The organism is Streptomyces sp. NPDC007164, from assembly GCF_040634135.1.
Lineage (GTDB): Bacteria > Actinomycetota > Actinomycetes > Streptomycetales > Streptomycetaceae > Streptomyces > Streptomyces sanglieri.
This window is the reverse complement of record NZ_JBEYFB010000003.1, coordinates 399,173-416,624: the sequence shown is the minus strand read 5'-3', so window position 1 is coordinate 416,624 and position 17,452 is coordinate 399,173. Positions and strand designations below refer to the sequence as shown.

Below are 17,452 nucleotides of genomic sequence, written 5' to 3'. Positions count from 1 at the left end.
CACTGCGAAGGCCCGGGCTTCCGCCCGAAAGCTTGAGGAACGCTCGACCGAAGGCGCACACGGTGGGCCAGTACCCTCCGCCGCCGGCGGCGGAGGCCAGGCCTCCCGCGAGTACGATCGTGGCTCCTGCGGCGGGGGTCCCGGGCGGTCACGCGGTCCGCCGGCAGCTTCTGAGGTGTCCCGAAACGAAGGGGCGAGGACGCGGCGATCGGAAAGGTCAGCGCACGGACGTGGTGCAGATCGAGCGGTTGGCCGGCCTCAATCCGGTTCACCGGCGTCGGGCCGCCGCTCTGGCCCTGTGGCGGTGGCGTACGCCGGTGCTCGCGTTCGAAATGGATGCGGACTGGGGCGTCGATCCGCATGTGCTGGTGTCGCTGTTCCGGCTGGCAGCAGAGCCTGCTGGTGAACAGTCGCGTCACGCGTACGGTCAGGCAGTCGCTGTGCTGTCCACCGCCCCGCTCTTCGAGTCCGAGGTCGACCCGGACACGGTCCAGCTCGTCCAATTGGAGACCATCGGGGGCTTGCTGGCCTTCGGCGAGCTGCTGGACACGCCGGTCCTGGACGCTGTTGAGCGAGCAGTCGAGTTGTCGTCCGGCCTGGCGAGCTACCTCGACAGCCTCGTCGAGGGCTCGCTCTACGCCCATCCCTCGGAGGAAACGCACCACCAGTACCTCGCCAACCTGGCGGACCGGACGAGCGGCGAGGGCTACTTCGCCTCGCGCAACTTCGCTGTCGAGTCGGCCTGCCACGGCGCCCTCCGGACCCTTCCCGATTCCGAAGGGCTGCTCGACTCATCTGCGGGACGCGCGTTGCTCGCGCTCTGCGAGGACTTCGGCGAAGAGCTCGTCGCAACGCTGCGGTGGCTCCGTACGACGGGCCATTAGCGATCACGCCCCGAGCCCGGCAGTGGTGGGCATGCGAGCAGGCGACACAGCGGAGGGCCGCTACAGACGGCGCCGGGCGAACAAGCCGAGTGAGCCGACGCGCTATCACCACCATCCCCCGTGGCGCCTGCTCGCATGCCCAACCCTGCCGGGTGGCGCAAGGAGATCACATGGGGAGTTCTGCGCATTGGCGTACGCACCCCGGTCAGGCATCGGCCGGTGATGCCGTCGGTGCGCCGTTGATCCGGGCGACGCGTTCGCGCCAGGGGAGGGGTTCGGGTTCGGGTTCCGCTTCGGCGGCGGTCCGGCGGCAGGAAGGGCATTCGGATTCGCCGAACAGGGGGCGGAAGAGGTGTGGTTCGCCGGGGCCCGAGCATTCGACGAGTCCGGGGAGGGGTGGGCGTTCGTGAGGCGCGTGCTGGATGGGAGGTTCGGGGAGTTTCTGGATCAGGCGGTGGCGCAGGAAGCCGACGGCCGAGCGGACACCGTCCTTCGGGCGTTCGGCGAGCAGGGCGTGGCGGAGGTCGGATTCGCTCAGGCCGCGCTCCAGCCACTTGACCGCCTCGGCGGCCAGCTTCGCGGCCTCGCGCACGCCCAGGTGCAGTTCGCGGCGGGAGTGGCGCAGGGAGAGCAGGACCCGTTCCGCTCGGGCCAGTTGGGCGGGGTCCGTCGTGGCGGCCCGCGAGGCCGGTACGGGCACGGGCCCCGGCATGAGCTCCGGCGTTGGCACGGGTTCCGGTACGGGCTCCGGCCTCGGCACGGATTCCAGCACGGGCTCCGGCACGGGCACTTGGCCTGGCGTGAGTGCCGGGCCCGCCGTCGGCAACGGTTCCGGCACGGGTTCCGGCATGGGCACCGGACCCGGCGCGGGCTCAGCTTCGGCTTCGGCTTCGGCTTCGGAGGGTGGGTGGGGAGTTGTCTTATCACGGTGGTCTTCTGCGGGTTTATAGCCACCGGCCGCCCGAGAGGCCGGTCCACCGACCGTCGGAAATCGCGCACCCGGCAACGGGGTTGTGGGCACGGTTGTCCGTAAGCGGCCTGCCTGCTCACTCGTCAGGGGGTTGTTCGTGACGAGTTGCTCGGTCAGCCAGCGGCCCCCCTCGGCCTGACTCCGCCACTCGTGGACGTAGCCGTGCTCGACGAGCTGGACCTTCGCCTTCTGGTACGCGCGGCCCTTGATGCCCATCTTGCGGGCCAGTTCGCCCAGGGGCTTGCACATGGCTTCGCCCGGGAGGCCCTGGACGTACAGGAGGAGGATCTTCGCGTCGCTGTTCAGACGCGGATGGCGTACGACATCGTTCGATGCCTTCGTATAGCGCGCGGACGGCGCGATAGCATGACGCAACATTTCCGGTGGGGGCCTTGTCCACTGGTGGTGTAGGCCCTCGGATTGGTGTTGTCGCACCGCCGAGGGCCGCCCTATGTGCGCGTTTACACACAGAGCGTGATGACGTGGTCACCGTAGCGCACGTTCTCCATCTCTCGCCACGTGGACGGAACTTCACGTGATCACGCCATTGCCCTCGCCTGCGGCGGGGTTCGATCGGTACGATTGAAACGTATCAATCCGCGATCCAGGCGTGAGGCATCCATGCGAAAGCACGAGTACGACATCGTTGTCATAGGCGGTGGGCCCTCCGGTGTCCCCGCAGCCGTCCAAGCCGCCCGGCTCGGTGCGCGCACGCTGCTGGTGGAGAAGAACGCCGGGCTGGGCGGCACGACCACCAGCGCCAACGTCGCGTTCCCGGGGCTCTTCCACGCCTGGGGCGAGCAGGTCATCGCCGGGATCGGCTGGGAACTGGTGTGCAGGGCCGTCGAGTTGAGCGGGGACGAGCTGCCGGACTTCCGCCACGACGAGCGTCCGCACTGGCAGCGGCAGGTGCGGGTGAACGCACCGCTGTACGGGGCGCTGCTCCTGGAGGAGGTCCACAACAGCGGCATCGGTCTGCGGCTGCACACCATGCCCGCGTCGGCGCGCTGGACCGGTGACCTGTGGGAGCTCCAGCTGTGCGGCAAGGGCGGGCTCGAAACGGTCACCGCCCGGCGGCTCGTCGACTGCACCGGTGACGCGGACGTGATCGGCCTCGCGGGGCTGGAGCGCCGCCGCAATCCGGCCCGTCAGCCCGGCACCATCGACATCCGGCTGTCCGGCTACGACGTCGACGGCCTCGACCACGACGAGCTCGACCGCAGGCACGCCCTGGCGGTCGAGTCCGGGGAACTGCTCGCCTCGGACCTCGGCTCCCGGGGCCGGCCGCTGCTGCCGTTCCTCGCGAAGCGGGGCGAGAACGCGATCCACCTCGTCGGGATCGAGGGCGCGACCAGCGAGGGCCGTACCGCCGGGGAGCTCGCGGGCGGCGCGGCGGTCCTGCGCATCTACCGGTTCCTGCGCACCCTGCCGGGGCTGGAGGACCTCCGGCTCGACTTCCGCGCGTCGGAGGTCGGGGTCCGCGAGAGCGTCACGATCGCGGCCCGCACGACGGTGACCGGCCAGGACTACCTGGCGGGGCGGGTCTGGGCGGACTCCGTCTGCAACAGCTTCTACCCGATCGACATCCACCGCCCGGACGGCAACGGCATCGACAAGACCCATCTGCGCCACGGCGTGGTCCCCACCGTGCCCCGAGACGCGATGGTCCCGGCCGGCAACCCGTACGCCGTCGTCGCCGGGCGCTGCGTCGGCTCCGACCAGGCGGCGAACTCCGCGCTGCGGGTGCAGGCCACCGCCATGGCGACGGGGCAGGCGGCCGGGGCGCTCGCGGCGCTGTCCGCGGACCGGGGGACGGACATCACCGGCGTACCGATGTCCGGCCTGCACCGGGCGCTCGTCCGCTCCGGAGCGATCGTGCCCGCGCTGCCGGCCGAAGCCCAGGTCTGATCCAGAACCGGCACCCACCCGCCGAGGCAACAGGGCGCCCGCCCCGAGGAATGCGGGACACCCGTCCCGAGGAAACGGAGCCCCACCCCGAGGATGGTGCGACACGCCGGGACGTCCCGCCCAGGGGGCAGGCGGGACCGGCCGCGTACTGCATCGACAGTACGCAGGACTCCATGCAGCCGCACGACGACGATGACGTGCGCGTTCACGAAGGATCGAGGCATCCCTTCGAGAGACTGGAGCGCCTCCTCGTGGCTACTTTCCTTTACCGGCTGGGCCGCTTCTCCTTCCGGAGACGCCGGCTCGTCGCCCTGCTCTGGGTGGTGGTCCTGGCCGCCTGCGCGTTCGCCGCCGCCAAGGCTCCGGCCGCCCCCGAGGACGGGTTCTCCATGCCCGGGACGGAGTCGCAGAAGGCGTTCGACCTGCTGGACCAGCGTTTCCCGGGCGGCAACTCCAACAGTGCCGACGCCCGCATCGTCTTCGTTGCGCCCGAGGGCCAGAAGGTCACGGCGAGCGCGAACAAGGCGGCCATCGAGAAGATCGTCGCGGACGTGGCGGGCGGCGACCAGGTCAAGGGCGTACTCGACCCGTTCAAGATGGCCGGGGCGGTGAGCAAGGACGGCAGGACCGCGTACTCCACCGTCTCGTACGACGTACAGAGCATCGATCTCACCGACGCCACCACGAAGGCGCTGGAGGACACCGCGAAGGCCGGGCGGGACGCCGGGCTGACCGTGGAGCTCGGCGGCTCGGCCCTGGTACCCGAGGGTGAACTCGGCGGCACCACCGAACTCGTCGGCGTCGCCGCCGCCGCGGTCGTCCTGCTCATCACCTTCGGGTCGCTCGCCGCGGCGGGCCTCCCGCTGCTCACCGCGATCGTCGGCATCGGCGTGGGCGTGGCCTCGATCGTCGCCGTCGGGATGTCCACGACGACCACCACGCTCGCCCTGATGCTGGGGCTCGCGGTCGGCATCGACTACGCCCTGTTCATCGTCTCGCGCTACCGGACCGAACGCGTGGAGGGGCACGACGCCGAGGAGGCCGTGGCACGGGCCGTGGGAACGGCGGGCTCCGCGGTCGTCTTCGCGGGCCTCACCGTGGTCATCGCCCTGGCGGGCCTGTCCGTGGTCGGCATCCCCGTCCTGACCAAGATGGGGCTCGCCGCGGCGAGCACCGTCGTGATCGCCGTCCTGGTCGCCATGACGCTGCTGCCCGCGCTGCTCGGCTTCTTCCAGAAGGCCGTCCTGCCGCGCGCCGCACGCAGGCCCCGGGGCGGGCAGCGCGCGAAGGGCGCCAAGGCCGCCCGGCCCAACCTGGGCACCCGCTGGGCGGGCTTCGTGATCCGCCGGCCGCTCGCGGTCCTGGTGCTCTCCGTCCTCGGCCTCGGACTGATCTCCGTACCGGCGCTCGACCTCCAGCTCGGCATGCCGGGCGACGAGTCGAAGTCCACCTCGACCACCCAGCGCCGCGCCTACGACGCCCTGGCCGACGGCTTCGGCCCCGGCTTCAACGGCCCGCTGACCGTCGTCGTCGACACCAAGGGCTCGGACGACCCGAAGGCCGCTGCGGCAGAGGCCGCGAAGCAGCTCACGGCCACCAAGGGCGTCGTCGCCACGACACCCCCCGCCTTCAACGAGGCCGGTGACACTGCGGTGCTCACCGCCGTACCGTCCACCGGGCCGAGCTCCGAGGACACCACGGACCTCGTCCACACCATCCGCGACGAGGCGCGCGGGCTGAAGTCCGACACCGGTGCGACGATGCTCGTCACCGGCGCGACCGCGGTGAACATCGATGTGTCGCAGAAGGTCAACGACGCGCTGCTGCCCTACCTGACACTCGTCGTCGGCCTGGCCTTCCTGCTCCTGATGGTGGTCTTCCGCTCGCTGCTGGTCCCGCTCAAGGCGGCGCTCGGCTTCCTGCTGTCGGTGGCCGCGGCCTTCGGCACGATCGTCGCGGTCTTCCAGTGGGGCTGGCTCGCCGACGCCCTCGGCGTCGAGCAGACCGGCCCGGTGATGAGCATGATGCCGATCTTCCTGATCGGGGTGGTCTTCGGCCTGGCCATGGACTACGAGGTCTTCCTCGTGACCCGGATGCGGGAGGCGTACGTCCACGGGGAACGGCCCGGCGAGGCGATCGTCACCGGGTTCCGGCACAGTGCGCGGGTCGTCGGCGCCGCGGCCGTCATCATGATCGCGGTGTTCGCCGGGTTCATCGGGATGGACGAGTCGATGATCAAGATGATGGGCGTCGGCCTCGCCTCGGCGGTCTTCTTCGACGCCTTCGTCGTCCGGATGACGGTCGTCCCGGCGGTGCTCGCCCTCCTGGGCCACCGGGCGTGGTGGCTGCCGGAGTGGCTGGCGAAGGTCGTGCCCCAGGTGGACGTGGAGGGCGAGAAGCTGAACAGCGGCGGGCCGGCGGCGGAACCCGCCCACGATCCGGCCCCCGATCCCGTACGCGTGTGAGTCGCGGTGGCGTGACATGAAGCGGCCGCGGGCCCGTCCGTCGTATGTGTGACGGACGGGCCCGCGGCCGCCCGCCCGCCCGCGCGAGCGGACGGGCGGGCCGACGGACGGGTCGGGGACCATGGATGGCGGAAGAGGAAGAGAGACTGCGTGTTCAGAGACTGGTGGCAGTGGGCCCGGCGCCACCCCCGGGCCGTGGACGTGGCGATCGCCGTGGTGCTGTGGCTCTTCGCGGTCTTCTCCAGCACCCTGACCGGCGCCCGGATCGTCCGCGGCCCGACGCTCGCCTTCTCCCTGGCCGCCGTCGTGCCCTCCGTCGTTCTGCTGCTGGGACACCGCAGGTTCCCGCGCACGGTGGTGGCCGTGACGACGGTGTGCGGTGGCGTCCTGGCCCTCATGGGCGCCCGCATCGGGTTCGACCCCAGCCCCAGCGTCGCCGGTGCCGCCCTGGTCGCCCTCTACCTCCTGGCCCTGCGTACCGATCTCCGCACGGCCATCGTGTACTCGGTCGGGGCGGCCGTCACCCTCATGGTCATGTCCATCTTCCTGGGCAGGGGCGAGCCACTGCGGCCCGATCAGATCGGCACCCTCTCCTGCGCCCTGCTGGCGGGCGCCATCGGTGAGTCGGTACGCAACCGGCGGGGCCATCTCGCCGCCGTGGAGGCGCGGGCCGAACTGGCGGAACGGACCCGCGAGGAGGAGGCGCGCCGCCGGGTGAGCGAGGAACGCACCCGGATCGCCCGCGAGCTCCACGACATCGTCGCGCACCACATCGCCCTCGCCCACGCGCAGGCGGCCACCGCCGCGTACCTGCTGCGCAGCCGTCCCGAGCAGGCGCAGGACATGATGGACCAGCTCGCCGGAACCACCTCCTCCGCACTGCGCGAGCTCAAGGCGACCGTGGGGCTGCTGCGCCGCGAGGGAGACCCGGAGACGCCTCTGGAACCCGCCCCCGGGCTGGCTCAGCTCCCGGAGCTGATCGCCTCGTTCGAGCAGACCGGTCTCGGCGTCTCGGTGTCGGTGGAGGGTGAGCGGCGGGCGCTGTCCCCGGGCACGGACCTGACCGCGTACCGGATCGTGCAGGAGGCGCTGACCAACGTGACCAAGCACGCGGGCTCCGCGACGGCCTCGGTCCGGCTCCGCTACACGCGCCGGCTGCTCTCCCTCACCATCACCGACGACGGACGCGGAACGCGGACGACGGGCGAGCCGGGCTACGGCCTCATCGGAATGCGGGAGCGGGCCCTGTCCGCGGGCGGCTGGCTGGCCGCCGGGCACCGGGCGAGCGGCGGTTTCGAAGTGACCACGGAGCTTCCCCTGGAGACGGCGGAACCCGACACCCACCAGGACGACGAGGAAAGGACGGCGCGGTGACCATCCGGGTTCTGCTGGCCGATGACCAGGCGCTGCTGGCCGGGACCTTCCGGCTGCTGATCGAGTCGAACGACGACATGGAGGTGGTCGGTGTCGCGGCGGACGGCCGGGAGGCGGTGGAGAAGGCCCGCGCCACCGCCCCGGACGTGGTCGTGATGGACATCCGCATGCCGGGGATGGACGGTCTTGCGGCCACCGAGGAGATCTGCCGCGACGAGGCGCTGCGGCAGACCCGCATCCTCATCCTCACCACGTTCGAGATCGACGAGTACGTGGCGGGCGCGCTGCGCGCGGGCGCCAGCGGCTTCCTCGGCAAGGACGTGGGCCCGGAGGAGCTGCTGGACGCGATCCGGACGGTGGCCTCGGGCGACACGCTCCTGTCCCCGACCGCCACCCGGGCCCTCATCACCCGCTACCTCGCCCGCCCGGAGGGCGGGGTCGCCGCGCCCGAGTCCCTGGACGTGCTGACCGCCCGCGAGCGCGAGGTCATGGCGCAGGCCGCCGAGGGTCTGTCGAACGACGAGATCGCCGCCCGGATGCACGTCAGCCCGCTGACCGTACGCACCCACGTGGGGCGTGCGATGACGAAGCTGGGCGCCCGGCACCGGGCCCAGCTGGTCGCCATGGCCTATCAGTCGGGCCTGGTGCGGGTGGACCCGCCGCAGGGCCGGGGCGCGGCCGGCCAGGGCCCGCGCTTCCAACGCGCGGGGAGGCGGCGGGCTGGCTAGCGTGAAAGGCCGGGCCACCCCCACCTAGCGCGAAGGAGTCAGGGTCATGGCTGTACAACCGGAGGGCACACCGTGCTGGGCCGACGCGATGTTCGCCGACCTGGAGGGCGCGAAGAGCTTCTACGGTGATGTGCTGGGCTGGACGTTCGGCGAGTCCTCGTCCCAGTTCGGCAACTACACGCAGGCGTACGCCGACGGCAAGGCGGTCGCCGCGGTGGTGCCCCCGATGCCCGGCCAGGAGGGCCAGTCGGCCTGGTGTCTGTACCTGGCCTCACCGGACGCCGAGGCCACCGCCGCGAAGATCCGCGACAACGGCGGCGAGACACTGATGGACCCCATGCAGGTGAGTGGGTTCGGCACGATGCTGCTGGCCCGTGACCCCAGCGGCGTCGTCTTCGGTGTGTGGCAGGCCGGCACCCACGAGGGCTTCGAGGCACAGGGGGTGCCCGGCGCGTTCTGCTGGGCCGAGGTCTTCACCCGGGAGCCCGAGAAGTCCGACGCGTTCTTCCCCGCCGTCTTCCCCTACACGATGGTGAAGATGGAGGACGAGCACGTCGACTTCCGGCTGTTCAACCTCGGCGACAAGACCGTCATGGGGCGGATGAAGATGGGCGACGAGTTCCCGCCCGAGGTTCCGCCGTACCTGAACGTGTACTTCACCGTCGCGGACTGCGACGCGGCGGTCGCGAAGGCCACCGAGCGCGGCGGCGTCCTGCGGTTCGGCCCGATGACCATGCCGTTCGGCCGGTTCGCCGCACTGACCGACCCGCAGGGCGCGGCGTTCTCCGTCATCGACGTCAACACGACCGAGGGCGAGGTGCCCAAGATGTCGCCGGTGTCCTGACGGGAACGGACCACCCGTCGCCCCGGACGTCCTTCGGATCCGGCCGGTCCGGCCCTCACGCCCGTAGCCGCTCCAGCAGTTCGGGAAGGTCGGCGAAGGAGTCGATCACGTGGTCCGGGGTGCCCTCGGCCGCTTGGTGCGTCTCGGGGAGGTACTTGCCGGTCCTGACGAGTACGCCGGTGACCCCTGCGGCCTGGGCCGCCAGTACGTCGGACTCGATGTCGTCGCCCACCATCACGGCCTCGGACGCGGTGACGCCGAGGTGGGCCAGGGCCGCGGCGAAGAACGATCCGGCCGGTTTGCCGGTGATCTCCGCCTCGACCCGGGCCGCCCGCTCCAGCCCCAGGAGGAAGGCCCCGGTGTCGAGGTCGAGCCCGGTGGCCGTGCGCCAGTAGAGGTTCCGGTGCATGGCCACGAGCCGGGCGCCGCGCCGCAGATGGCGAAAGGCGCGGTTCAGCTCCGCGTAGCCGAAGGCGTCCCCGGCCCCGCCGATGACGACGACGTCCGGCGCCTCGCCGTGGCCGGACGTCTCGCCCTCGCCGTGGCCCTGGCCCGACGTCTCGCCCTCCTCGTCGACCAGGGTCACACCCGTCAGATCGTCCCGGACGTCCCCGGAGTTGATCAGCAGACAGCGGGCGCCGGGGTGGTGTTCGCGCAGGTGCGCCGCGGTGGCGGCAGGGGCGGTAAGGATGTCCTCCGCCGTGACGGGAAAGCCCAGCTCCGCCAGTTTCGCGGCGATCGAGGCGCGGGTGCGGGAGGTGGTGTTGGTGACCAGGACCAGCGGGACGCCCGCCTCGCGCAGGCGCCGCATCGCCGCGACGGTGCCGGGCAGCGGTTTCCACGCCACCGTGAGCACCCCGTCGATATCGATCAGAACCGCTCCGACTCGTCCCATACAACCGACCTTGCCCGAGTTGCGGGGACGCCGCACATGGGGTTGTTTCGAAGGTAAGGAAGCCGGTGGGGCGCGTACGTGTGCGGCGTACGCAGGCGGCGTACGCATGTGGCATACGCAGGCGGCCCCCTCTCCCCTGGTTGGGGGTGAATCACCGTGCTGTTCGCCGACCGCGAGGACGCGGGCCAACAACTGGCCGAGGCGCTCCACCACCTCGAACGGGAGCACCCGGTCGTGCTGGGACTGCCCCGGGGCGGAGTCCCCGTGGCGTTCCAGGTGGCGCAGACGCTCGGTGCCGAACTCGATGTGATCGTCGTCCGCAAGCTCGGCGTGCCGCACCACGAGGAGGTGGCGTTCGGCGCCATCGGCGAGGGCGGGGTCCGGGTCCTCAACGACGACGTCGTCTCCCGGCTGCGGGCCGGAAAACAGGATCTCGCGGCGGTCGAACGGGTCGAGGAAGCGGAGCTCGGGCGGCGGGCGCAGGTGTACCGGGCCGGGCGGGCGCGGATACCGCTCGGCGGCCGGACGGTGATCGTCGTGGACGACGGCATCGCGACCGGCGCCACGGCCGAGGCGGCCTGCCTGGTGGTACGGGCCCAGCAGCCGGCGCGGGTGGTGGCGGCCGTGCCGGTGGCGCCGCCGGACGCGGTCGTGCGGCTGCGCCGAAGTGCGGACGAGGTGGTGTGCCTGTCGGTGCCGCGGCTGTTCTACGCGGTCGGCGAGTGGTACCGGGACTTCTCGCAGACCTCCGACGAGGAGGTCGTCACCCTGCTGGCACAGGCCAGGAACAGCGGACATGTGACACCCGGCTGCGACTGAGCGGGGGCGCTTGCCCAGTCGCGGCCCGGTGTCCCGGTGTCCCGGCGTCCCGGTCAGTTCGCGCAGTACGTGTCGCGCTCCGGCCGCGTCCCCGTCGTCAGGAACTCGGTGACCGCGCGGTCGCCGCAGGCGTTCCCGTTGCCCAGGTACATGCCGTGTCCGCCGTGGTCGACGGCGACCATACGGGCCCGGTCCCCGAAGGCCGCCCGCATCTTCAGCGCGCCGGAGTACGGCGTCGACGGGTCGCGCAGGCCCTGGATCATCAGAACGTTGGACGGTCCCGTGTCCGTGATCCTGGTCGGCGCCTGGGCGGGGGCGTCCTTCCAGAAGGCGCACGGGGTGACGTTCACCGGAATCCCGGCGGTCAGCGGGTGCTTCGCCCGGTCGGCGGCGACGGCGCGCCGGTACGAGGGGACGGTGCCCTGCCAGCGCACGTCGTTGCAGACCACGGCCATCGAGACCGCCGCATCCGCGTCCGGCAGCGGCCCGGCCAGTGCGGCAGGCAGCACGGGCTTCACCGAGGTGCTCCGGGCCGCCTGGACGAGCTCCGCGAACCCGGCGAAGGCATCGTCGTCGTACATGCCCATCTGGAGCGCCTGGCGCAGCCGGTTGCCGGTCAGCGGGACGCCCGCCGTGGTGGACTCCCTCGGTTCCCGGTCCAGCCGCGCCGCCAGCTCCAGCACCAGCGGCCGCACGTCCTCGGCCCGCTTCGCGAGCCGCAGCCCCGCCTCCTCCCTGGCCGGGTCGGCGGCCCACCGCGCGAAGTCGGGGAACCGGTCCTCCGCGCCCACCGCCATGTTCGCCATCCAGCCCTGCGCGACGCGCGACGGATCGGGGTCGCCGCTGCTGTCCAGAACCCAACGGTCCGTGTGCTGCGGGTACTTCTGCGCGTACACGGCGCCGACGTAGGTCCCGTACGAGATCCCCCAGGCCGACAGCTTCTCTTCTCCGAGCGCCTGCCGGAAGCGGTCGATGTCCCGCACCTCGTTGGCCGTGGTGAGGCTCCGCAGCACCGCTCCGCCGTTGCGCGCGCAGGCCTCGGCGATGCGCCGGGAGCGTGCCACGTTCTCGGTGATCGAGCCGTCGGCGGCGGGCCAGGACCGCATGTTCACCAGCTCCCGGTCCTCCGGGTCGAGCCCGCAGCCCGCCTTCGTACTGCCGCCGACCCCACGCGGGTCGAGGCTCACGATGTCGTACCGCCCCTCCGTCTCCTGCCGCAGCCGCTCCCCCTTCTCCTTCACCCGCTGCACCCCGGAGGTACCCGGACCCCCGGCGATCACCACCAGCGTCCCGCGCCGCGCGCCGGGCCGGTCGCTGCGGACCCGGGTCACCGCGAGCGAGAGCTGCGGACCGCCCGGATCCCGGTAGTCCACCGGTACGGACAACTCGCCGCACTCCTGCCCGGCGGGCCCGCCGTCCGTGGCGCAGGGCCGCCAGTCGAGGGCGGGCGCGGGGCCGGCCGACGCGACGGCCCGCGGGCTGGCGGCCCCGGTGAGAACGGTGGTGACGGACAGGGCGACGAACGCGGCGGTTTTCCCGTAAGTCCTCATGCCACAAGGCTTGTTGAGAGCGAGCCATCAACCCATCCGGGAGGCATGACGGTATGCGGTGGGGTTAGCCCCCGGCGAACTCTCCGGCCTTCACGCCCTCGATGAAGGAGGCGAACGAGGCTACGGGAACGGTCAGCACCGGGCCGCCGGGGTTCTTGGAGTCGCGAACGGGGACGACGCCGCGCGGGGCGACGAGGTTCGCGGCGACCTCGATGCACTGGCCGCCGTTGTTGCTGTACGAGGACATGAACCAACGGAGGGATTCGGTCGTCACGGGGTGCCCTTTCGCAGCTGCTCGATCACGGCCACGGATGCCGCCTGGGAAAGTGCTTCAGCCTGCAACTGATGGTAGGTGGTCAACAGGGGCACCACGGAAGTGCTTTCCCGTTCGAGCCGACCCCGCTGCGCGGACTCCGCGTAGGAAACCAGGGACCGGTTCTGCATGGTCAGGACATAGAGCGGCAAGCTGAGCGGGTGACGGTCTCCCATGTCGAACAGAGCGTCCGCCTGGCCGAAGCCCTCGCCAACGATCAGCGCGACTACAGCAGGGCGACGGACTGCCGGGCACTGCTCCGGCACCACCGGAACACGGCGGACTGCTCGGGGCCGGCGTGAGGGGCCGCTGGAGGATCTTTCCATTAACGCCCTGACCACTCGGTCAAGGAAAGCATGCGACCGCCCCGCGCCGTGGAACGGCGGATCGCGGGGGCGGCCGGTTGGGGTGTCAGCGAAGTGCCTGGGCGATTCGGTCCCGGAGGCGGAGGTCGCGGAGGGTGTCGAGGCCGCGCCAGGCGGCGTCGGAGACCTCTTCGGTCTGCAGGCCGCCGATGTCGGCGGTGGTGCGGAAGAGGAAGCGGAAGTCGAAGTGCTGGTGGGCGGGCTCGTCCTTGGCGGGGTTGGCGTCGATGGGGTGGATGTCGACGTGAAGTGGAGTTTCTCCGTGCGGGGTGACGACGTGGGGCGGGATGCCGGTCTCCTCGGCTAGTTCGCGGCAGGCGGCTTGCAGGAGCGTCGCGTCCGAGGCTTCCAGATGTCCCCCTGGCAGCAGCCACTTCTGGGTCGCGTTGTGAAGAATGTGCAGGATGCGGCCGTCGGGGCCGACGAGGATCGCCCCGGCGGTAACGTGGCCGGGCAGGGATTTGCGGCTGGTGAGGTCGTCGCCGCCGTCGAGCAGGCTGAGGACGACACCGAGTTCGCGCTTGGTCTCGGGGTGCTCATCGAGGTAGGCGGCGATGGTGGTGCGGATGTGGTCGGCTGTGATGGTCATGGTGATCACCTGTTGAAGTAGGAGAGCCAGGTCGCTGCGATGGCTTCGCGGTCGGGTGCGGGGACCTCATGGATGCCGGGGGCGAGGTCGCCGCGGGTGAGCATCCTGATCGCGGCGAGGATCTCGGCCTGGACCAGGAAGATGAATGGCCCGACGCTGGCGCCGTGGATGAAGTTGACGGCGTTGCCGCCGTTCGCCAGATAGAAGTAGTGGCCAGTGGTCTGGTAGCGGGTGACGTGGTCGCCGACGCTGGCGCGGGTGTAGACGTCGGGGAGTCCGGCTAGGTCGAGTTCGTCTTCGCTGGAGGTGACGGTGGCGACGTAGGCACCGTTACGCAGGTGGGAGAAGTCCTCGCCGCGCAGGGAGACGGCGCCGGTCGCGCAGAGCACCAGGCCGGCGCCGGTCAGGGCGGCTTCGCGGTCGCGGGCGACAGTGAAGCCCTGGGAGAGAGCCTGGGTGCGGCGAACGGGGTCGATGTCGAAGACGGTGACTTGGACGCCCTTGGCGTGCAACAGACGGGCGATGGAGGAGCCGAGCTTGCCGAAGCCGATCACCAGGGCGGGGCGGCCGTGGAGGATGTCACCGCGGTCGCGCATGACGGCTTCGGTGGAGAAGACCACGGACTGGCCGACGAGGAAGTCTTCGGGGTCCTTGAGCGGGGACCGGGCGACGGAGATGACGGGGCAGGGGAGTTTGCCGAGGTCCTCGTAGCGGCGGTGCCCGTTCTCGGTGTCCTCGATGACGCCGGTGATGCGGCCGGTGAAGCGGCTGTGGACCTCTTCGAGTGAGGGGGCGAAGTAGCCGCCGACGTCCAGCAGAGAGATCGTCCCGCCCGCGGCCCGGGATTCGAAGTAGTCCAGCGCGGTGGCGTCGTCGGTGAACATCTCGCGGGTGAGGGTGTCGACGGGGACGGTCTGCTCGACCTCGCGCTTCGCGGCCGGGTGGATGGACTTCGGCTTGGGCAGCACTGCGGTGAGCCGGGTCATCGCGGCGATGGCGCGGACGAACGCGGGACGCTCGGCCAGCAGATGGGTGATCAGGAACGATGCGGGCTGCTCAGCCGGGTTGAACTGGTTGGCGATCCGGGTGAAGTAGGCGTCCAGCCGGGCGCGTTCGAAGGTTTCCATAGCGGTGTTTCCTCTCATCCGTTCCGTCCAGGGGGGCCGTGCGGGAAGATCCGGGGTTCAGCGGGTGCGAGCACGTCCGAACAGCAGCCGATCGGCTGCGAGCGCGGCGTCCAGGTAGGCGTCGAGCTGGTCGGCTCCGGCGGACCGCGGCAGCTGCTCCAGACCGAGCAGGAGAATCGCCTCTCCGTTGCGGGCGACCAGCTCGGTCCAGGACCGGCGGGTCGGCAGCCGCAGACTGCGGGACGCGCCGCGAAAGTGCACCAGCACCTGGCCACCGACGGTCTGCAGGCAGCGGTCGAGTTCCGGGACGGTCTCCCGGGGGCCTGCCAGGCCGCCGAGACTGTCGGACAGTCGCCGCATCCGGGCCTCGACCGCCTCGGTGGTGACGAGGCCGGTCAGGTGCGGGGTGTGGGTGATCAGGATGTGGGCGACCTCGCGGCCGTCCGGTCCGGTGCCCGGCCAGGTCCAGGACGCGAGCGACACCAGCAGCCGCAACTCCGGGCCGGGCGGGGTGAGGATGACGCTCATGTTGTCGTCCCTCCCGCGGCCTTGAAGCAGGACCGGACGATCTTCCCGGACGGAGTACGGTTCTCGACTCCCCAGCCGTCGGCGAGCATGCTCACCAGCGTCAGTCCGCGTCCGGAGGTGTCCGTGTCGGCGGCCTGGCGGGCCTTCGGGTGCTGGCGGCGGCTGTCGTGCACTTCCAGGCGTACGGCTTCCTCGTCGAGGTCGAGTCTGACCAGGAAGCCGTGCCCGGGGGCAGTGACGTGGACCAGGGCGTTGGTTGCCAGCTCGGAGACGCAGAGCCGGATGTCCTCGGCCCGTCCCTGCAGGCCCCAGCCGGTCAGGACCTCGGCGGTGAACGCCCGTGCCTGGCCGATGGACTCGGGCCGGGCGTCGAAGAACTGCTGGATGGTCTCGGCCATGGTGGCCCTCATGACTCGGCGTCCAGGACGTGGTCGGTTCCGGGACTGCGGCGGCGGACGGGGCCACTGCGGGAGACGGAGTGGTGCGGAATGCGGAGCTTGCGAATCAGCAGCAGCCGCGAGCCGGCCGCTTCGATCCGGCGTTCGCGTTCGACTGCTATGGCCTTCGGCCCCAGGTGGGACATGGCCGGGGCGATCACGCCATGGACAACCGGCAGGGCCAGCACGTCCAGCAGCCCGGTGAACGCCGCGGAGGACGCCGCGCCACTCACCTCGCGGTCGGTGAAGAGGCCGGACAGCTGCAACTCGTGGCTGCGGCAGTACTCGGTGAGCGAGGCGACAAGCGCCTCCTGCCGCGCGGGGGAGACCCGCACCAGCCGCAGGAAACCGTAAACGACCGGGCCGCTGACCGGGCGATGCTCCGTGAGGGGTTCCATGCTCAGGACCGCCCAAAAGACTCGACAAGTGGTGACACTTCGAGCGTGGCCGCCGCCGGACTCCGGGCCAATCACCGGCCGTTCTACTTCCGTTCCACTTCCGTCCCACCGACTGCACGCATCTGCTTCGATGACCGGTGGAAGGGAGTGACGTGTGGCGACCGTGCACCACTGGACCGGCCTGGAAGCCAAGGCCCTGCGGCTCGCTCTGCGGCTGAGCGTGCGGGCCTTCGCCGAGCACCTCGGTGTGGCGGTCGCGACCGTCTCCAAGTGGGAGAGCAAGCTCGCCGACACCGAGCCCAGACCCGACACTCAGGCCATCCTCGACACCGCCCTCGGCCGCGCGGACGCCTCGGTCCACCTGCGGTTCGAGACGCTCCTGTCCGAGACGACCAGCGCCGTGCCCCCTGCCCGGCGACGCGTCACCGCCGCCGGCCCCAGGGCCTGGGAGTACGAGTCCTGGACAGATGATCTGGACCGGGTCGTGGTCGCTCTGTCCCGGCAGAACTTCACCTTCGCCAGCAGCCTCCTGACGCGGTGGCTGAGCCGGTTCAAGGCCCCCGAGCTGGACGAGAAGGGCCTGTATCTGTTCGCCCGCTCGACCGCCCTGCTCGGCGACCTCAAGCGCGACCAGGGCGCCGTGCTGGGCCCGCTCTCAGCCCAGTACTCGTATGCCGGAGCCCGCGCGGTGTTCACCCAGCTCGGCATCCCCCGCCGCGTCGCCCAGCTCGACCTGTTCCTCGCGGTCGTCACAGAGATGTCCGACAAGCTGGAGATCGCTGCCCGTCACTACGAAACCCTCGCCGTCGACGACCGGCTCTCCTGCCGAGACCGCGCAAGAGCCCGGCTGTGGGTGGGAACCGCGCTCAGCAAGGGCGGCCAGCACGACTATGCGACCCGCGTCATGCAGGCCGCGACCCGCGACTTCGAAGATCTGGAAGAACCCGACGACTGGTCGGTGGCCCACCAGAAAATCGCCCTCGCCCGCCGCGGAGCCGGCGACCTCACCCAGGCCCTGCACTTCATCGACATCGCCCGCGGCAGCGGGACCACCGAATCACCGATGCAACGCGTGCGACTGGACACCGCTCATGGCCACATCCTGCTCTCCGACGCGGCGACCCGGGATGATGGGCTCCTCGTCCTCGATCAGGCCGCCAAGACGGCCGCGCAGTACGGACTCGTGCACCAACTGCGCAGTATCGAGAGCGTCAAGGCCAGCAGCGAGGGGCCGAGAAGGCCCCGGCAACGGTGACCA

The 17,452-nt window shown here is 71.0% G+C and carries 16 protein-coding genes and 2 pseudogenes; 8 read left to right on the top strand and 10 right to left on the bottom strand.

What is annotated here, in order from left to right; translation table 11 throughout:
- The first annotated feature begins 230 nt into the window (after positions 1-230).
- Positions 231-884, top strand: a complete 654-nt coding sequence (locus ABZ622_RS08510) for a hypothetical protein (protein ID WP_360541610.1) — start codon at positions 231-233, stop codon at positions 882-884.
- A gap of 205 nt (positions 885-1,089) precedes the next feature.
- Here ABZ622_RS08510 and ABZ622_RS08505 read toward each other — a convergent pair whose 3' ends face one another.
- Entirely contained in the window at positions 1,090-1,596 is a 507-nt protein-coding gene (locus ABZ622_RS08505) for a hypothetical protein (protein WP_360541609.1), read from the bottom strand.
- A gap of 879 nt (positions 1,597-2,475) precedes the next feature.
- Between ABZ622_RS08505 and ABZ622_RS08500 the strand changes: the two genes are divergently transcribed.
- From ABZ622_RS08500 to ABZ622_RS08480, 5 genes are all read left to right on the top strand, one after another.
- On the top strand, positions 2,476-3,762 hold the full coding sequence (locus ABZ622_RS08500) for an FAD-dependent oxidoreductase (RefSeq protein ID WP_360541608.1): 1,287 nt from the start codon (positions 2,476-2,478) through the stop codon (positions 3,760-3,762).
- A 251-nt stretch (positions 3,763-4,013) separates the two neighbouring features.
- A complete protein-coding gene (locus tag ABZ622_RS08495) occupies positions 4,014-6,227 on the top strand; it encodes an MMPL family transporter (protein WP_360541607.1) in 2,214 nt (737 codons plus the stop codon).
- Positions 6,228-6,377: 150 nt separating this feature from the next.
- Positions 6,378-7,601, top strand: a complete 1,224-nt coding sequence (locus tag ABZ622_RS08490) for a histidine kinase (RefSeq protein ID WP_360541606.1) — start codon at positions 6,378-6,380, stop codon at positions 7,599-7,601.
- On the top strand, positions 7,598-8,329 hold the full coding sequence (locus tag ABZ622_RS08485) for a response regulator transcription factor (RefSeq protein WP_360541605.1): 732 nt from the start codon (positions 7,598-7,600) through the stop codon (positions 8,327-8,329). The genes ABZ622_RS08490 and ABZ622_RS08485 overlap by 4 nt, the downstream gene beginning before the upstream one ends.
- A gap of 46 nt (positions 8,330-8,375) precedes the next feature.
- Entirely contained in the window at positions 8,376-9,173 is a 798-nt protein-coding gene (locus ABZ622_RS08480) for a VOC family protein (RefSeq protein WP_360541604.1), read from the top strand.
- 55 nt (positions 9,174-9,228) lie between these two features.
- Here the strand turns inward: ABZ622_RS08480 and ABZ622_RS08475 are convergent, their stop codons facing one another.
- The gene (locus tag ABZ622_RS08475; RefSeq protein ID WP_360541603.1) at positions 9,229-10,068 is read right to left on the bottom strand and encodes an HAD-IIA family hydrolase; all 840 of its coding nucleotides are present in this window, start codon (positions 10,066-10,068) and stop codon (positions 9,229-9,231) included.
- 156 nt (positions 10,069-10,224) lie between these two features.
- Here ABZ622_RS08475 and ABZ622_RS08470 point away from each other — a divergent pair.
- Positions 10,225-10,857, top strand: a pseudogene (locus ABZ622_RS08470) (phosphoribosyltransferase family protein); the annotation flags it as partial.
- A gap of 83 nt (positions 10,858-10,940) precedes the next feature.
- On the opposite strand, the gene ABZ622_RS08465 reads toward ABZ622_RS08470, so the two are convergent.
- The 8 genes and pseudogenes from ABZ622_RS08465 to ABZ622_RS08430 form a co-directional block, all read right to left on the bottom strand.
- The gene (locus ABZ622_RS08465; RefSeq protein ID WP_360541602.1) at positions 10,941-12,437 is read right to left on the bottom strand and encodes an alpha/beta hydrolase; all 1,497 of its coding nucleotides are present in this window, start codon (positions 12,435-12,437) and stop codon (positions 10,941-10,943) included.
- Positions 12,438-12,501: 64 nt separating this feature from the next.
- Complete coding sequence (locus tag ABZ622_RS08460) at positions 12,502-12,711, bottom strand: DUF397 domain-containing protein (protein ID WP_360541601.1); 210 nt, start codon at positions 12,709-12,711, stop codon at positions 12,502-12,504.
- Positions 12,708-12,938, bottom strand: a pseudogene (locus tag ABZ622_RS08455) (transcriptional regulator); the annotation flags it as partial. The gene ABZ622_RS08460 and the pseudogene ABZ622_RS08455, both read right to left, overlap by 4 nt.
- A 223-nt stretch (positions 12,939-13,161) precedes the next feature.
- Positions 13,162-13,704 carry an NUDIX domain-containing protein gene (locus tag ABZ622_RS08450; RefSeq protein WP_360541600.1) on the bottom strand — a complete coding sequence of 181 codons (543 nt, stop codon included), beginning with the start codon at positions 13,702-13,704 and terminating at the stop codon, positions 13,162-13,164.
- 5 nt (positions 13,705-13,709) lie between these two features.
- Complete coding sequence (locus tag ABZ622_RS08445) at positions 13,710-14,831, bottom strand: adenosylhomocysteinase (RefSeq protein WP_360541599.1); 1,122 nt, start codon at positions 14,829-14,831, stop codon at positions 13,710-13,712.
- Positions 14,832-14,888: 57 nt separating this feature from the next.
- Complete coding sequence (locus tag ABZ622_RS08440; RefSeq protein ID WP_360541598.1) at positions 14,889-15,359, bottom strand: hypothetical protein; 471 nt, start codon at positions 15,357-15,359, stop codon at positions 14,889-14,891.
- Positions 15,356-15,757 (bottom strand): ATP-binding protein, encoded by a 402-nt coding sequence (locus ABZ622_RS08435; RefSeq protein ID WP_360541597.1) that lies wholly within the window; start codon positions 15,755-15,757, stop codon positions 15,356-15,358. The genes ABZ622_RS08440 and ABZ622_RS08435 overlap by 4 nt, the downstream gene beginning before the upstream one ends.
- An 8-nt stretch (positions 15,758-15,765) precedes the next feature.
- Positions 15,766-16,194 carry a hypothetical protein gene (locus ABZ622_RS08430; RefSeq protein ID WP_360541596.1) on the bottom strand — a complete coding sequence of 143 codons (429 nt, stop codon included), beginning with the start codon at positions 16,192-16,194 and terminating at the stop codon, positions 15,766-15,768.
- A 154-nt stretch (positions 16,195-16,348) separates the two neighbouring features.
- On the opposite strand from ABZ622_RS08430, the gene ABZ622_RS08425 reads away from it, so the two are divergent.
- Positions 16,349-17,449 carry a helix-turn-helix domain-containing protein gene (locus tag ABZ622_RS08425; protein ID WP_360541595.1) on the top strand — a complete coding sequence of 367 codons (1,101 nt, stop codon included), beginning with the start codon at positions 16,349-16,351 and terminating at the stop codon, positions 17,447-17,449.
- Positions 17,450-17,452: the final 3 nt, after the last annotated feature.

Bases quoted from the DNA above. Each gene is read 5' to 3' on its own strand.
- ABZ622_RS08475 (WP_360541603.1), bottom strand. From the start codon at position 10,068: ATGGGACGAGTCGGAGCGGTTCTGATCGATATCGACGGGGTGCTCACG.
- ABZ622_RS08450 (WP_360541600.1), bottom strand. From the start codon at position 13,704: ATGACCATCACAGCCGACCACATCCGCACCACCATCGCCGCCTACCTC.
- ABZ622_RS08440 (WP_360541598.1), bottom strand. From the start codon at position 15,359: ATGAGCGTCATCCTCACCCCGCCCGGCCCGGAGTTGCGGCTGCTGGTG.
- ABZ622_RS08505 (WP_360541609.1), bottom strand. From the start codon at position 1,596: ATGCCGGGGCCCGTGCCCGTACCGGCCTCGCGGGCCGCCACGACGGAC.
- ABZ622_RS08480 (WP_360541604.1), top strand. From the start codon at position 8,376: ATGGCTGTACAACCGGAGGGCACACCGTGCTGGGCCGACGCGATGTTC.
- ABZ622_RS08465 (WP_360541602.1), bottom strand. From the start codon at position 12,437: ATGAGGACTTACGGGAAAACCGCCGCGTTCGTCGCCCTGTCCGTCACC.
- ABZ622_RS08435 (WP_360541597.1), bottom strand. From the start codon at position 15,757: ATGGCCGAGACCATCCAGCAGTTCTTCGACGCCCGGCCCGAGTCCATC.
- ABZ622_RS08500 (WP_360541608.1), top strand. From the start codon at position 2,476: ATGCGAAAGCACGAGTACGACATCGTTGTCATAGGCGGTGGGCCCTCC.
- ABZ622_RS08445 (WP_360541599.1), bottom strand. From the start codon at position 14,831: ATGGAAACCTTCGAACGCGCCCGGCTGGACGCCTACTTCACCCGGATC.
- ABZ622_RS08430 (WP_360541596.1), bottom strand. From the start codon at position 16,194: ATGGAACCCCTCACGGAGCATCGCCCGGTCAGCGGCCCGGTCGTTTAC.